This window comes from Shewanella aestuarii, assembly GCF_011765625.1.
GTDB classification, from domain to species: domain Bacteria; phylum Pseudomonadota; class Gammaproteobacteria; order Enterobacterales; family Shewanellaceae; genus Shewanella; species Shewanella aestuarii_A.
This window is the reverse complement of the sequence record NZ_CP050313.1, coordinates 1,641,667-1,657,781: the sequence shown is the minus strand read 5'-3', so window position 1 is coordinate 1,657,781 and position 16,115 is coordinate 1,641,667. Positions and strand designations below refer to the sequence as shown.

Genomic DNA, 16,115 nt, shown 5'->3' with positions numbered 1-16,115 from the left:
GATAGGTTATTTTTTAACTGCTTTTGCAGCTTCAATTTCTACGCGAGTTTTTAACTTCTGTCCTGGACGGAAAGTAACGACTCGGCGAGCTGAAATTGGAATATCCTCACCAGTTTTTGGGTTCCGTCCCGGTCTTTGATTCTTGTCTCTCAGGTCAAAATTACCAAAGCCAGATAACTTGACCTGCTCACCGTTTTCGAGTGCTTCACGAATTTCTTCAAAGAAAGACTCAACCATCTCTTTAGCGACACGCTTGTTAATGCCTAGTGTTTCAAAAAGATGTTCTGCCATTTCGGCTTTGGTAAGTGCCATACTTTAATCCCTCAACGATGCGTTGAACTCAACTTTCAGAGCAGAAACCACAGCGTCCATAGTCGCAGTAATGTCCTTTTCTTCCAGTGTACGAGTAGTGTCTTGTAACGTTAGTGCTATAGCCAAGCTCTTTTTACCAGGCTCAACACCTTTACCTAAGTATACATCGAACAAGTTTAAGCCAACCAACTGATTTTCGCCAACTTTTTTTATCAAATTCATAACATCGATTGCAGAAATGTTTTCATCTACAACAACAGCGATATCACGTCGATTAGCAGGAAACTTAGATACAGCTTGGGCTAGCGGCAAACTGGCATGTAATAACGCGTCCAGTTCTAACTCAAAAACTATCGTTTTACCATTGAGTCCAAAAGGCTTTTCCAAACTAGGATGAACAGCGCCAATGTGACCAATGACTCGATTATTTCTCAATATTTCAGCACATTGTCCTGGATGAAGCGCAGGATGAGTTGCTGCTTTAAAGCTAAATTCTGAAGCGGCAACTGTCAAGCCTATTATTGCTTCTAGATCGCCTTTTAAATCAAAGAAGTCAACAGCTTTTGATTCCATTGACCAATGTTCATCGTTTTGAACACCAGAAATAACCGCACCCAGCATCGCTTGTTGACGAACACCAGAATCTGCTTGTGCATCAGGAACAAAGCGAAGACCACTTTCAAATAAACGTACCCGTCCCTGTTGTCGGCTTTGGTTATAACCCACCGCAGTTAACAGACCGGTGAACATAGACAAACGCATTGCCGACATTTCAGTTGAAATTGGGTTTGGTAAAACCATCGACTCTTGTTCTGGATGAACAAGATTTTGCATTTTAGGATCAACAAAGCTGTAAGTAATCGCTTCTTGAAAGCCTCTTGCGACTAACAAATCACGCACGCGTTTTAATGGAATATCTGATTCTTTATGATCTGACATTTTTAACGCAGCTTGCGGGGCAATATTTGGGATATTGTTATAACCGTAGATACGGGCAACTTCTTCGATTAAGTCTTCTTCGATTGCCATATCAAAACGATATGTTGCGGTTGTCACCGACCAAGTTTCACCATTGGCAACAACAGTAAACCCTAGACGTTCAAGAATTTCGATTACATCAGCATCCGGAATATGATGACCTAATGTTTTATCGAGTTTAGCTCTGCGTAATGTTAAGTTAGCAGCTTTTGGCAAGTGTTCTTCAGCAACCGCCTCCACAACTTGTCCTGCTTCACCACCACAAATGTCTAATACAAGACGTGTAGCACGATCCATTACTTTATGTTGTAGCTCAGGGTCAACACCACGCTCGAAACGATGTGAGGCATCAGTGTGTAAGCCTAAGCGACGAGATTTACCCATGATGGCTAATGGAGCAAAGAAAGCACACTCTAATAAAATATCCGTGGTATTTTCATTAACACCTGTAGACTCACCGCCAAACACGCCAGCTAAAGCAATGGCCTTTTTATCGTCAGCAATCACCAGTGTGTCATTAGGAACGGTAATTTCATTGCCATCAAGTAAGGTTAACTTTTCAACGCCATCAGCTAAACGTACCGTGATGCCACCATCAAGGGTATTTAAATCGAAGGCATGCATTGGCTGACCAAATTCGATTAATACATAGTTGGTGATATCAACAATTGGGTCAATTGAGCGAATACCGCTACGACGCAACTTTTCTTGCATCCATAATGGGGTACTGGCTTTGACATTGATATTTTTAACGACACGACCTAAATAGCGTGGGCATGCCTCTTTTGCCTCAAGTGTAATGGCAATAGGCGCATCAATCGTTGCTTCAACAGCAGTCCACGTTGGTTCGGTAACCGCTTGACGATTTAGCACACCAACTTCACGAGCCAGACCAGCCATACCTAAACAATCTGCACGGTTTGCGGTTAAATCAACATCAATAACTGCGTCATCTAAGTTTAAATATTCGCGAACAGATTGCCCAATTGGCGCATCTAATGGCAGTTCAATAATGCCATCGCTTTCAATATCAATGCCTAATTCGCCATATGAACACAACATGCCAAATGAAGGTTGACCACGCAACTTGGCTTTTTTAATTTTAAAATCACCAGGTAAAACGGCACCCACCATTGCAACAGCCACTTTTAAACCTAAACGGCAATTTGGTGCGCCGCAGACGATATCAATTAACTCGTCCTCGCCGACATTGATTTTTGTTACACGCAGTTTGTCTGCATCGGGATGTTGACCACACTCGACAACTTCACCAATGATGACACCGCTAAAATCTCCAGCTACAGCTTCTACGCCATCAACTTCAAGGCCAGCCATAGTGATTTGGTGAGATAATTCGTCACGACTTACTGATGGGTTAACCCATTCACGAAGCCAAGATTCACTAAATTTCATCTGTATTTTGCTCCGTTATTTAAATTGCTTAAGAAAACGTAAATCGTTTTCAAAGAAGGCACGTAAATCGTTAACGCCGTAACGCAACATGGTCAATCGTTCTACGCCCATACCAAAAGCAAAACCAGAGTATTTTTCAGGATCAATACCGACACTGCGAAGTACATTGGGATGCACCATGCCACAGCCAAGCACTTCAAGCCACTTACCATTTTTACCCATTACATCAACTTCAGCTGAAGGTTCTGTGAATGGGAAATAGGATGGACGAAAACGCACTTGTAGATCTTCTTCAAAAAAGTTAAGTAAGAAATCGTGTAAAACGCCTTTTAACTCAGCAAAGTTCACGTTTTCAGCAACCATTAAGCCTTCTACTTGGTGGAACATTGGCGTATGAGTTTGATCATAGTCATTACGATAAACACGGCCTGGAGAAATAATACGTAGCGGCGGCTGCTCATGCTCCATGGTGCGAATTTGTACACCCGACGTTTGCGTACGCAACATCACTTTAGGGTTAAAGTAGAAAGTATCATGATCAGCACGAGCTGGATGATGCTCTGAAATATTTAATGCATCGAAGTTATGAAAATCATCTTCAATTTCAGGGCCATGCTTAACGGTAAAGCCTAGCTCACCAAAGAAAGCTTCTATACGCTCAATAGTACGAGTGACCGGATGTAACCCACCATTACCGATACTGCGCCCCGGTAAAGTCACATCAATTTTTTCAGCCGACAGCTTGGCTTCTAATTCTGATGCTTTTAAGCCATCAATACGTTCAGATAACTTCTGTTGTACTGCTTGTTTGGCTTGGTTCACGGCTTGACCAAAAGCAGGTTTCTCTTCTGCACTTAGTTTGCCCATCATTTTCATCATGTCAGTGATTTTACCTTTCTTTCCAAGGTAATCGACACGGATATCATCCAGTGCCTTTAGATCACTGGCCTGCTCTATCACCGCTAAGGCTTGTTCTACGATCTCTGTTAACTGCTGCATGTATTCATCCACTGCATCTTTGCATTTATTAATGCGCTGTTGCCATTAGTCATCTGACCGACATTAGGCGAGATAGAAAATACAATTCCTAAGTACTCATGTACTTTGGTCTATAATCTATCGGTTAAAATAAAAGAGATAAATTTTACGTGAGCAAGCGGCATATTACTAGGCTTTTTAGTGGTGAATAATACTAATTATTCTGATTTATCTGTATATTGCAAAATTTGATTCACTTGCAATGTTATAGAAATCAGCAACAAAATAGTCAGCCATAAAATGCTTAACACCATACATGTAAATTCCCCTCTTATTGATGGAAATAATTGACTCGCCCCACCTACAACGCCTAAAAAACACTCAATCACATCCTATTTAACAGATAAGAGTTAAAGTAGTCGTAATGATCCCCGATAACATAAAAACTACCCCGTATTTCACGTACACCAAATACCGGCAACTAAATCAAGCCAGATACTAGCAGAGGCACAAATGAAAGAAGTCAAATTTAGATGGATAGATCAATACCTTATCCACATGACCTTAAAAACAAAATTTACCATCTTAGCAGTTGTTCCCATGCTAATGATTATTGGACTGACTTTGTTTCTTAATCATCAACACTCTAAAAACTTAATCAGCAGTAGCATCGAAAATCAGTTACAGCAGATCAAACAAACTAATGAATTTATCGAAAATGTTTATGACCTCATTCCAGCTGATACACGGAAAAATTTAAGCAATCAATTAAATAACCATAGCAAAATCGTGACGGTTAATGAGCTTGATAATAGATTAGGTAACCTAGCTCAGCAAGGCGGCGGTGTATTGCAACCGGGTGATTCAATCCAGTTAGTTAGCGGTATTAATCTTCATGATTATGTCATTGTCACTGAGCTATCTAAACAACAGTTAAGCCAAGACAGTACAGACAAATTTGCTGCTTATGCTGTAATTGCTGGCTTGCTATTTGTTTTATTTTTATTCGCTTATTACATTTCAACTTTTGTTGGCGGTGCTTTATGGACAACTGTTACAGCGCTAAAACGTGCTGCTAATGGTGATTTAACGGGTCGATTAAATTTTTTTGAAGTTAAAGATGAGTTTAGTACACTTGCAATTAGCATCGATGCTTTAGTTGAACGCCAGCATACTTTAGTCAAGCAAATAACTCATGCTACAAATCAAATTCGTTCCGTTGTAGGTGGCTTTAGAGCCACAGCCCAAGACGGTCAAGTTATGGCTGTTAATCAACGTCAGCATCTTGATTCCCTTGCCACAGCAATGGAAGAGATGACAGCTGCGGTAAAGGAAGTGGCGCGTAATGCTGAGCAATCATCTAGCGAAACAGAAGAAACCAATATTCAGGTATCAGCAGGCTCTAAAGATATTGAAACCACAGTTCATGCAATTGATGTCCTTTCACATGAAATAGCGCAAGCATCTGATGCGGTAACGGTGCTGAATGACAATGCTAGTAAGATTGATGCAGTTGTGACCACCATTAACGCCATTTCAGAGCAAACCAACTTACTGGCATTAAATGCCGCAATTGAAGCTGCTCGTGCGGGTGAGCAAGGTCGTGGCTTTGCTGTTGTTGCCGATGAAGTCAGAACGCTAGCTGGTAGAACACAGTCAGCCACGGTTGAAATCAAAACCATGATTGAAGCGTTGCAATCAGGCACACGTAATTTGACTCAAGTGATGTCAAGAACGGTAGAACAAGCGGAAGAAGGCAAAAAGCATGTTTTACGAACGGGTGAAGACTTAGTCAACATAGCCCATCACAGTAATAAAGTTTTAGAAATGAGTGTATTGATTGCGACTTCTGCTGATGAACAATCCGCAGTGGCTAATGAAATTGCTACCAACTTGATGGAAATTAGAAACCAATCACATAACGTTGAAGCCTCGGCAAATCAATCTGTGTCAGGTTGTGATGAACTGCATGCCACTGCGGAACAATTAGATAATTTACTAGTGGGATTAAAGCTTTAATCTTCTAATACAATCAATCCACCTTACGCAAGGTGGATTGATACTTAAGTATTTGATAATCAATTGCTAGTTTACATGCCTACCCTTAAATTATATGACAGCCATGTAGACATTTATGAATTGATTACTTCTTAGATACGTCTACCAAATAGTGACCCTGTAGCCAATTACGACCAATCAATAATTTATGAGTCATTTTAGTTCGGTCTTTTAAGTTCACGTCCACTAAAAACTCTTGGCCAGGCTCTCCGATACTTAACCTCACCATGTAACGAATTTCACTACCTTGGGCATTGCGGATCAGGGAAGTACCTCGAATTTTGGTACGAACATCCACTTTTTTACCATGCTCATTTTCAGTCGTGAAGGTCATCATTTTACCGATGTTATTTTCCATATTATTTTTGTCTTCATTCTCAATACGGATATTCACTGCATGTAGCGAATTTTCAACAGCACCTGTGTCAATACGCGTGTAAAACATAAGATTAGCTTGCTTAACGTTCAGTTTAGCTAATGGCCCAATCGTTTTCTTTTCAGCAACATCAACGATATAACCTTTTTTCAGAAAATTACGTCCAATTAATAACTTATAATCCATATGGCTTCGGTCACGTAGATTCACGTGCACTCGTTTTAAATCATCAGCAAAACCAATATCCAGTTTAACAATGTAGCGAGTTTCGGTTCCTTGTGAGTTCTTTACCGTTGACGTATCGACAATCTCAGCTTGAATGCGTTTCTTTTCGCCTTTTTCATTTTCAGTGGTAAATTCAATCATTTTACCAATGTTGTTTTTCATCTTTTTATCTGCACCACCAATCACCTTGAGATCAATAGCATGTAAAGATGAATTAGCAGCACCGGTATCCATTCTGGCTTCATAGATTAGACCGGATTTAGCGACTGTCATTGTTTCAACTTGTTTTAATATTTGTTTTTCTGCAGCAAATACAGATGACAAACTTAAACATAGTACAACTGAAATAATGATGTTTTTAATCATGCGTAGACCTTTCGATTGAAATAATGAGAGTATGGATAAATTAACGCAGCAAATTATCGATTTCTTGATCAAACAAGTTTTTGATTAAACCAGAAAACTCAGTGATAAAAATGCTTTGTTCTGGCGTAGCATTATGGTTAGCAACACCGGCTAAAATTTCTTCTAAATCATAAACAATGGCATCAATTTCACGAATAACCATGTTTCGTTGCGCAAATGACAACTGCGGGTTTTGCCCGCAAACCATAATAATTTGAGCAGACAGTTGCTCCTCAAACAATTCCATCACGGTTTCTGAAGCGAGTGAATGATTGTCTGATGTCTCAAATAAACCCAAATGTTCAGTTAAATACTGAATCAAATGTATATAACCGTCTTTATCTGTGACCATTTCAACTCCACTATCTTACACATAGAGCGGCAATAAAATATCACCGCTAACATTTTGAATACTTGATATATTAAAAGTATCAAAAATTACTTAGTCAATGTTACCACAAACGAAACCGGTACAGCCAAGCTGATACTGCTTAATCCAGCGATATCACGTAACTTTTCGACACCTGCCACTAAACCAAATTCCTGAGCTTGCACGATGACAGGTTTCAAGCTAGTCACTAGCATTTTGTCCGCCGACAATTGAGCAACAACCACATCAAAGGTTTTAGTTACTTTTTGACCATGTAGTTCAATTTCACCATCAACTTGCGTTGTTAACATTTCACCAATGACTAGACTTTCTAGTAATTTGGGGTTAACCGCAGCTTTAAGTGTTAGCTTAGGAAACTGAGCAACCTCAAATAATAAACTTTGCATGCGTTCATCACGAATTTCAATGCCACTGTTAACACTGCTTAAATCAATAATTAGTGAAAATGTGCCGCTTTCGGTTAACTTACCGTCTACATTATTAAAACGATGAATTTCTGCAATATTTTCCTTTTTTACCGAGATAAAACTAATTATCGATTGGTCGTTATTTACTTGCCAATCACTTGCCATTACTGCATTTGACAATATGGCGAGTGCCAATACCGAAAGCCATTTTTTCATCATTAAAGTCCTTTTGAATATAAAAGTGAAAACGCTAATTTAGTATAGTTCAGGAATGCTATCTATTTAACATTATGATCATATTTTCATCTTTAACACTGACATGATGAAGTGATTACAGCCCCGAAAATCCATTCGCGGTGATATCTATCAAATAAAGTTAACTCTGCTTAACTAGCCATTTATCTAACGATTGCGCAAATGCATGTTTATCAGCTTGTGAAAAGCTATTTGGACCTTGCAAATGCACGCCGCTGCTTCGCATTTCTTCCATAAAGTCCCGCATGGTCAAGGTCTGCTTAATGTTCTCTGGAGTATAAACCTTACCACGAGGATTAATCGCTAGCGCCCCTTTATCAATCGCATCTGATGCTAAGGGAATATCTGCAGTAATGACTAAATCACCTGCCATTAATTGCTCAACAATATAATTGTCGGCTTCATCAAAGCCTGAACTAACTCGGATCATTTTAATTAAGGGTGATAATGGTACTTTAATCATTTGATTAGCAACCAACACTAGTGGAACAGATTTTCTCTCTGACGCGCGAAACAACATCTCTTTGACAGGGTTTGGACATGCATCTGCATCAACCCAAATAGTAGCAGGCATAGCGCCTCCCTTTTATGGTGCTAAACGATCTATTTGCCAGTTTGAATCGGTATCTTTTTGGTAAAGAAAGCGATCATGTAATCTATGCTCTCCGCCTTGCCAAAATTCAATACTGTCTGGGCGAACAAGATACCCTCCCCAAAATTTGGGTAACGGCACATCCCCTTGAGCAAACTTAGCTTTCATCTCGGCAAATTTACCTTCTAAAGCTTGGCGAGCAGATATTTTACTGGATTGTTTAGACACCCAAGCAGCTATTTGGCTATCTTTAGGTCGGCTCATAAAATACTTTGCAACTTCAATCATAGATAAAGGTTCTGCATGTCCTGTTACAGCCACTTGACGGTCTAAATTGTGCCAAGGAAATAGCAAACTGATTTTATTATTGGTTGCCAATTGTGTAGATTTTCGGCTTTCTAAATTGGTAAAAAAAACAAAGCCATTATTATCAAAACGCTTTAGTAACACGATACGTTGATAAGGTTGACCTTGTGCATCAACGGTTGCGACACACATTGCAGTCGGATCAGATAAATGGGCATCTTTAGCTTGAGTTAACCAGGTTTCAAATAAATCCATTGGGTTATTTGGTAAGTCGGCTCGCCTTAAACCACCTTGGGTATACTCCCGACGAATATCACTTAAATCACTCATGAATTATCCTAATTATGTTGTTCAAAACGCTTAATTAATTCGAGGTAAGAAACCAACACTTAGCTGCTGATCTCACGTTCAACAATAAATGACTTGTCAATTAATCCCATTGGTTAATCAATAAATATGCCTTTACAGCAATTCAGGATTAAGTGCTTCTGGACACAATTGCTGATAGTGGCTGAAGTGTACATTATAATCTTTATCAATAGGATAAGAACAATATCCTAAGCATAAATTTTGCGGTGCTGCTGGTACGTTAGGCTGAACATTAAAACCGATAATATCCCAACTTCTTGGCTGCAAGATGGAAACCAAATAACTGATGATATCAATCGTGTATGTTGAAAGTTCTATGTTAGTCTCAACACTTACGTAAGAGCTTTGCTCTTGCGGAGTAATGTGAATGGTAAAATACTGTTTACCTTTAATGCCATTTATTGAAAAACCAAACGGTGAAAACAAATGCGCATCAGTAATAAAATCAGTAAATAATTCATCTAGTTGAAGATACTTTTTAATGTCTACTAATGTTTGGTTATCGGCACGAAGATAATCAGCAACCGGCCCACTAATGTGATACATCAATAGTTCACAACAGGTATCACCAATAGCACTCAAGTTTGCTTCTAGCCCTGTGTGCAAATCGGTAGTGAATAAGTAATGATGATGACTATCTAAATGGCCAATTCGACAAGCTGTCCCCTTAACTCGTTGTCTAAGTATGGAGATGTCATCAATAAATGAGCTAGATTGTAGATGAGCAGCAAACTCATTTTTTCGCTGATAACAGAGGTATGCAACATTGTGCTCACCCAAGCGACTGATTAATTCATTTGCAGCATCAACCAACGTGGATAAACCACAAGTTATCAATACAATACGATGATTCCACACAAACAAACTAGACTCACTCAACAAATAAGCATCACAGTCATCATTGCTAATACTTGACAGAACTTCTGCTTTGGCAAGCATAAGAACTTCCTGCCAAAATAATAAAGGCAATAGCCTTAATGACCCACAGTCTTGTGCAATCACTAGCTCTAGTTTTTTTTCTGCACCTTCAAAAAACATCTATTTGTGGTCTACTCATCTAAGGAAAACAATTAAGGCTTAGTTATGCTATAACTAAGCCTTAGTATTGATATCATTGAAGCTGAAGCTGCTCAATTGAAGTCGCTAGTTTATGAAAAGTCTTCTAAATAGGTATAACCGTCAAGACCAATCTGTAACTCTTCAAGAATACTTGCACGCTCTTCTTCAACGATGTGCTGATTAACTAATTCTTCATATGTTCGCATAAACACATCAGCATCTAGGTTAACATAACGAAGTACATCAGCAACCGTATCACCTTGTAATACAGATTCTATATTTGTTAGGCCTTCTTCATCTAGACGCACAACCGCAGAATTCGTATCACCGAATAGATTATGCATGTCACCTAAAATCTCTTGATAAGCACCCACCATAAAAAAACCAATTAAATATGGGCTTTCGGCACTCCACGCTGGAACTGGTAGCGTAGTTTCAATACCTTGGCCATCAACATATTGGTCAACGATACCGTCTGAGTCACAGGTAATATCAAGCATGACAGCACGACGCTCAGGGGCTTTGTCTAAGCCCGATAGCGGCAATACCGGGAACACTTGATCAATCCCCCATGCATCAGGCAAAGATTGAAATAGTGAGAAATTAACAAAAAACTTGTCGGCTAATTTTTCATTTAATTCATCAATAATCGGGCGGTGATAACGGTTATTATTACTTAATAAGCCTTTTACTTCATGACACACACGTAAATGAGTTTGTTCAGCCCAAGCACGATGTTGCAAGCTTAATTGGCCAACAGCAAATAACGAATGCGCTTCTGCGATGTCACTTTGGGTGTCATGGTAAATTTCGATAATCGCACGTTGATCTTGACCACCACTGATTTCTACCCACGAATTCCACATATTGTGAAGTAGTTGTGGAGCATCATCTTCAGGGGCTGTGAGCACTTCTGGCATGTAAGCTTCAGTACCAATTACATCGGTGATCAACACTGCATGATGCGCGGTTAAGTGTCGGCCTGATTCAGAAATAATGCGCGGCATAGGCTGCTCATATTCATTACATAAGTCTGTCAACACATTAACGATGTTATTGGCATACTCATTCAAACCGTAGTTCATTGAGTTATTGCTTTGGCTTCGAGTACCGTCATAGTCAACGGCTAAACCGCCACCTACGTCAAAACATTCAATTTTTGCACCCAGTTGGCGAAGCTCACAATAAAAACGCCCCGCCTCACCCACACCTTGGCGGATATCACGAATGTTAGCGATCTGTGAGCCTAAATGGAAATGCAATAACTGCAACGACTCAAGCATGTCAGCGCTTTTTAACTGCTCAACCGTTTTTAAAACTTGCGCGGCAGATAACCCAAATTTAGATTTCTCACCACCACTGGCTTGCCACTTTCCTTTACCTTGGAAGGCTAAACGAACGCGTAAACCTAAGCGAGGCGTCACACCCAGTTTTTTTGCTTCCGTTAAAATCATTTTAAGCTCAGACATCTTTTCTAAAACGATGTAAACTTTATGACCTAACTTCTCGCCAATCAGTGCCAAACGAATGTATTCGTTATCTTTATAGCCATTACAAACAATAACAGAGCTTGCCTTTTGCGCCATAGCTAACACAGCCATTAGCTCAGGTTTACTACCCGCTTCTAAACCAAGCTGTGGTACTTCTTTTGACGTTTGGCTCGCTAAAATTTCCTCAACAACCGTTTGTTGTTGATTAACTTTGATGGGATAAACCAACAAGTAATCATTTTGATAGTCATACTTTTGAATTGCTTCATTGAACGCTTCACACAAACTTTCTACACGATGGTGTAAAATTTGTGGAAAACGCACCAATACAGGTAAAGACACACCTGCGCTTACCATATCTTTGGCAAGTGCATTTAACGCTATTTTATGGCTTGGTTGATATGGATTAGGCGAAACGGTAACTTCACCATCTTCACGTATCCCATAAAATCCTTGGCTCCAATGCGTAACGTTATAACCTGCGCGAGCATCTTCAATAGACCAATCAGACATAATAATTTTCCGTATTGTTTTACCGCAGCAACGAGCTCAATGGCTCGCCAAACACGATAAACTTGTTAATAAATTCTACATAACGTTATCACATTATGAGATGTATACTAGGTTATGCAAAAAATCACCTGAAAAGCATCAAACTGCCTTTACTAAGAAATTGATTAGTTAACAGCACCTATACGTACTTATTCGCCCTCATCATTTGCGCATTTTATATAATAAAAACAAATGATTAGGCAAATTATTGTCTAAGTTTGATTACCCAAGTATTGAATATTTATAATTCAATATTGCATAAATACTTAGTCTGAATTTTGAGGTTATAAAGACTTGTACGTCAATGTGTTACCTCTTAAAAGTCGACTTACTAAAATCGGCGCAATTAAACCCCGCATTTCACTGTATTGCAAGTTAAATAGCCTCTTAAAGATTAAAAATTATGAGCCAACTTTAGCCATCGCTAATTTTCTATAACTCCAAATCAAAACAAGTCAGTTAGAAAAAATTTGTGTATACTAACGAACCGTGAATACATTAGGTATTCAATCCCTTTTTAGCGTTACAAAGTAGAGAAAAACATGATTCAAATCGGTAAAAGCTATTCACTCGACGTTGTCAAAGAAGTTAGTTTTGGCGTGTATTTAAACGCCCAAGAACTTGGACAAGTCTTATTACCGAATAAATTTGTACCTAACGATTGCCAAGTTGGTGACAAACTAAACGTCTTTTTATATCTCGACTCTGAAGACTGCGTCATCGCCACGACACAAACCCCTTTAGCTCAAGTTGGTGAATTTGCCTATTTAAAAGTTGCAGCCATCAGCCAATACGGCGCATTTTTAGATTGGGGTTTAGATAAAGACTTATTTCTGCCTTTTGGTGAGCAACACAAACCTGCTGAAGAAGGTCGTTCATATTTAGTCTATGTCCATGCAAACCGAGCAGATGAACGTATCGTAGCCTCCTCTAAAATCGATAAGTTTTTAGATAAAACACCAGCAAATTATGTTGTCGGCCAACCCGTAGATTTAATCATCGGAGGCACAACAGATCTGGGCTACAAAGCTATTGTGAATAATCAACACTGGGGGTTATTTACGAGAATGAAGTATTCCAAAAATTACGCTTCGGCCAAAAACTGAAAGGTTTTGTGAAAACCGTTAGAAGCGATGGCAAAATAGACCTAGTGTTGCAAAAGGGCTCTAAACAAGAGTTAGATAAACATGCCTCACTCATTATTAGTAAGCTCAACAAATCAGGCGGCTTTTTACCATTACACGATAAAACCGATGCTGATGTGATATATGCCCAACTTGGTATGAGTAAAAAAGCCTTTAAAAAATCAATCGGTGGTTTATTTAAAGCTGGCCAAATTACCATTGAAAATGATGGTATTCGTTTAAGCTAGCAATAAATCTGCGCAAATTGGTTACGACATAATCGATTACATTGATTTAATGGATATCGTTTTAAAAAACAGCATAGCTCTGATATAACAGAACTATGCTGTTTTTTTATATAAGGACCCATCAATGGAACTAACTGCATTAGAAGCAAGAGTCATCGGCTGTTTGATGGAAAAAGAAGTTACGACACCGGATCAATATCCTCTTTCACTCAACTCACTGACATTAGCATGTAACCAAAAAAGTAGCCGAGATCCTGTTATGTCACTTTCAGAATCTGATGTGCAAATCATTATTGACGGGCTATCGAAAAAGCGACTTATTAGCGAACAATCCGGTTTCGGTAGTCGAGTAATTAAATATAAACACCGTTTTTGTAATACCGAATTTAGTGAATTAAAACTCAGTTCGGCTGAGTATGCATTAATCTGCGTACTACTATTACGTGGTGCTCAAACACCTGGCGAACTCAAAACCCGCAGCAACCGATTGCATGAATTCAATGATGTTTCACAAGTGGAATCTTTGTTAATTCAATTAGCAAAACAAGATGCACCATTTATTGCGCAACTTGCCAGGGAATCAGGAAAAAGAGATTGCCGATACATTCAGCTATTTAGTGAAACAGTCGATAGTCATCAGTTGAATAGCCCATCAAGCATGGAAGTATCAGCTCAATCCCAGCAATCAATTGCTCAAAATGATCGAATTGCACATTTAGAGCAACGTATTAGTGTTCTGGAACAAAAAATTACGGCTCTGGAAGTTCTTCTGGACTAATTCAGCTGAGTTCCAAGCATATTTTACCTTAATAAATATAAAACACATTTAAGGACAAACATGACAAACCCTCCGAGCGCAGCAAGCCATATATGGCAACTTGCTCAATTTGAGCTAAGTAAACGATTCAAAAGTCGAAGCGGCATAATTGCATTAATTGCATTTATTTTAGTGTGGAGCATTTTATTGGTTTTCCCTATTAAAGAAGCCTCTAACATTATTATGCAACCTAGCTTTAAAGAATTTATAGCTTCTTTGTTTGGCCCCAATACACTCAACGAATTATTCAACTGGCAGGTTGCTGAATTTGCTATGTTTTGGGTTGCAGCCCTTTATTTATTTCCCTTATTTAGTATTTTCATTTCAGCAGATCAATTTAGCTCTGACAGAAATCGAGGCACATTAAGGTTTATAAGCTTAAGAGTCAGCCGTAGCAGTCTGTTTTTTGGCCGTTTTATTGGTCAAGTGTTTATTCAAGCGATTCTCATCGTGATTACATTAATTGCAACAATCATGTTAGCAATTAGCCGTGAAGCAGATCTATTGTTACCAGCAATCTACACAGCGAGCATAGTCTTTATTAACTTGCTGATCGTTGTTTTGCCATATACCGCTACCATGGCACTGATTTCATTAATTGCTAACAGTGCTAGACAAGCCAGTATTTTCGCCATTATTTTATGGATTGTTATTTCGTTGCTGATCACTTTAATTAGCACCCAATTCCCTAGTTTTGAATTGATTAGTTACTTATTGCCAGGTTCGCAATTATCAAGCATGGTCAACACCCAAGGTTTTACCTCATTAGCTTTTGCGCCAATTCCAATAATTCAAACGTTAATTATTTTGTTTACCGGCATGCTGGTTATGCAAAGGAGCGCACTATGAGCATCATAAAATGCCAACAACTCAGTAAGAGTTATAACGGTAAATCCGTGTTAAATAATATCAATATTGAATTAAATGCAGGTGCCCCCATTGCCTTAGTAGGTCCTAATGGCGCAGGCAAAACGACCTTATTTAGTATGCTATGTGGCTATATCAAACCAAGCTCTGGCACGATACAAATTCTTGATTTGCCGATTGGTAGCACTAAATTGCAAGGTAAACTGAGTGCCCTACCTCAAGATGCTCAGCTCGATCCTGACTGTACTATTATCAGTCAACTGATTTTATTTGCCCAACTACAAGGAATAAAAGGAAAAGCAGCAAAAGTTGAGGCAATGCGGGTTTTAGAATTAGTAGATTTGGTCAATGTTGCAAAATCAAAACCCAAGAGTTTAAGCCATGGTATGGGCAAACGTGTAGCTATTGCACAAGCACTCATTGGTTCACCACAGTTAGTACTTTTAGATGAGCCAACAGCAGGACTCGACCCAGCAAATGCTAAAAAAATTCGTCAAATAGTTAAACAGCAATCTGATAAAACAACCTTTATGATCAGTTCCCACAATCTTGACGAGCTTGAAAAGCTATGCGATCAAGTACTGTACCTTGAAAATGGTGAATTAAAACAATCTGTTTCAATGCAAAGCAATCAAGATACTGAATTTCTCACTATCGTGATGAAAAAAGCTGATCCATCCTCAGTACATCAAGCGCTTTTAGGTTTAGCCTATGTTATTGCGGTGAAACAAAGTGGAGATGATCAATTTATTATAGAATACCCTCGCCAACCTAATTTTTCCCTTGAGCAGCAGCTACTTAGCTTACTAGCACAACATAATTGGCAATACAAAACGTTGCTTAAAGGTAGAACACTTGAGGATACCTTATTCTCCTATTAGCCAATAGAAAAA

14 protein-coding genes and 1 pseudogene are annotated in these 16,115 nt (G+C 39.0%); 5 read left to right on the top strand and 10 right to left on the bottom strand.

Annotated features, from left to right (window positions below; translation table 11 throughout):
* Positions 1 to 6: 6 nt before the first annotated feature.
* Genes ihfA through pheS form a run of 3 tightly spaced genes read right to left on the bottom strand, consistent with a single transcriptional unit; the run spans position 7 to position 3,702 of the window.
* Positions 7 to 312, bottom strand: a complete 306-nt coding sequence (gene ihfA / locus HBH39_RS07540; RefSeq protein WP_167677034.1) for an integration host factor subunit alpha — start codon at positions 310 to 312, stop codon at positions 7 to 9.
* A 3-nt stretch (positions 313 to 315) separates the two neighbouring features.
* Positions 316 to 2,703, bottom strand: a complete 2,388-nt coding sequence (gene pheT / locus HBH39_RS07535; protein ID WP_167677032.1) for a phenylalanine--tRNA ligase subunit beta — start codon at positions 2,701 to 2,703, stop codon at positions 316 to 318.
* A gap of 15 nt (positions 2,704 to 2,718) precedes the next feature.
* Entirely contained in the window at positions 2,719 to 3,702 is a 984-nt protein-coding gene (pheS, locus tag HBH39_RS07530; protein WP_167677030.1) for a phenylalanine--tRNA ligase subunit alpha, read from the bottom strand.
* 492 nt (positions 3,703 to 4,194) lie between these two features.
* On the opposite strand from pheS, the gene HBH39_RS07525 reads away from it, so the two are divergent.
* Positions 4,195 to 5,700: a methyl-accepting chemotaxis protein gene (locus HBH39_RS07525; RefSeq protein WP_167677028.1), complete on the top strand. Its 1,506-nt coding sequence runs from the start codon at positions 4,195 to 4,197 to the stop codon at positions 5,698 to 5,700.
* A gap of 124 nt (positions 5,701 to 5,824) precedes the next feature.
* Here the strand turns inward: HBH39_RS07525 and HBH39_RS07520 are convergent, their stop codons facing one another.
* The 7 genes from HBH39_RS07520 to speA all read right to left on the bottom strand — a co-directional run bounded on the left by HBH39_RS07520 (position 5,825) and on the right by speA (position 12,127).
* The gene (locus tag HBH39_RS07520) at positions 5,825 to 6,706 is read right to left on the bottom strand and encodes a RimK/LysX family protein (protein ID WP_167677026.1); all 882 of its coding nucleotides are present in this window, start codon (positions 6,704 to 6,706) and stop codon (positions 5,825 to 5,827) included.
* A gap of 40 nt (positions 6,707 to 6,746) precedes the next feature.
* Entirely contained in the window at positions 6,747 to 7,097 is a 351-nt protein-coding gene (locus HBH39_RS07515; protein WP_167677024.1) for a DUF3802 family protein, read from the bottom strand.
* A gap of 86 nt (positions 7,098 to 7,183) precedes the next feature.
* The gene (locus tag HBH39_RS07510) at positions 7,184 to 7,759 is read right to left on the bottom strand and encodes a YceI family protein (protein ID WP_167680005.1); all 576 of its coding nucleotides are present in this window, start codon (positions 7,757 to 7,759) and stop codon (positions 7,184 to 7,186) included.
* A gap of 160 nt (positions 7,760 to 7,919) precedes the next feature.
* A complete protein-coding gene (locus HBH39_RS07505; protein ID WP_167677022.1) occupies positions 7,920 to 8,372 on the bottom strand; it encodes a YaiI/YqxD family protein in 453 nt (150 codons plus the stop codon).
* A 12-nt stretch (positions 8,373 to 8,384) separates the two neighbouring features.
* Positions 8,385 to 9,026: a pyridoxamine 5'-phosphate oxidase gene (pdxH, locus tag HBH39_RS07500; RefSeq protein WP_167677020.1), complete on the bottom strand. Its 642-nt coding sequence runs from the start codon at positions 9,024 to 9,026 to the stop codon at positions 8,385 to 8,387.
* 132 nt (positions 9,027 to 9,158) lie between these two features.
* Positions 9,159 to 10,103 (bottom strand): adenosylmethionine decarboxylase, encoded by a 945-nt coding sequence (locus tag HBH39_RS07495; RefSeq protein WP_167677018.1) that lies wholly within the window; start codon positions 10,101 to 10,103, stop codon positions 9,159 to 9,161.
* Positions 10,104 to 10,213: 110 nt separating this feature from the next.
* On the bottom strand, positions 10,214 to 12,127 hold the full coding sequence (gene speA, locus HBH39_RS07490) for a biosynthetic arginine decarboxylase (protein ID WP_167677016.1): 1,914 nt from the start codon (positions 12,125 to 12,127) through the stop codon (positions 10,214 to 10,216).
* A 581-nt stretch (positions 12,128 to 12,708) separates the two neighbouring features.
* Between speA and HBH39_RS07485 the strand changes: the two are divergent.
* From HBH39_RS07485 to HBH39_RS07470, 4 genes and pseudogenes are all read left to right on the top strand, one after another.
* Positions 12,709 to 13,538 (top strand): annotated as a pseudogene (locus HBH39_RS07485) (CvfB family protein).
* A gap of 124 nt (positions 13,539 to 13,662) precedes the next feature.
* Positions 13,663 to 14,316 (top strand): YceH family protein, encoded by a 654-nt coding sequence (locus HBH39_RS07480; RefSeq protein ID WP_167677013.1) that lies wholly within the window; start codon positions 13,663 to 13,665, stop codon positions 14,314 to 14,316.
* 60 nt (positions 14,317 to 14,376) lie between these two features.
* Entirely contained in the window at positions 14,377 to 15,204 is an 828-nt protein-coding gene (locus HBH39_RS07475; RefSeq protein WP_167677011.1) for an ABC transporter permease, read from the top strand.
* The gene (locus HBH39_RS07470) at positions 15,201 to 16,103 is read left to right on the top strand and encodes an ABC transporter ATP-binding protein (RefSeq protein WP_167677009.1); all 903 of its coding nucleotides are present in this window, start codon (positions 15,201 to 15,203) and stop codon (positions 16,101 to 16,103) included. The genes HBH39_RS07475 and HBH39_RS07470 overlap by 4 nt, the downstream gene beginning before the upstream one ends.
* The last annotated feature ends 12 nt before the right edge of the window (positions 16,104 to 16,115 follow it).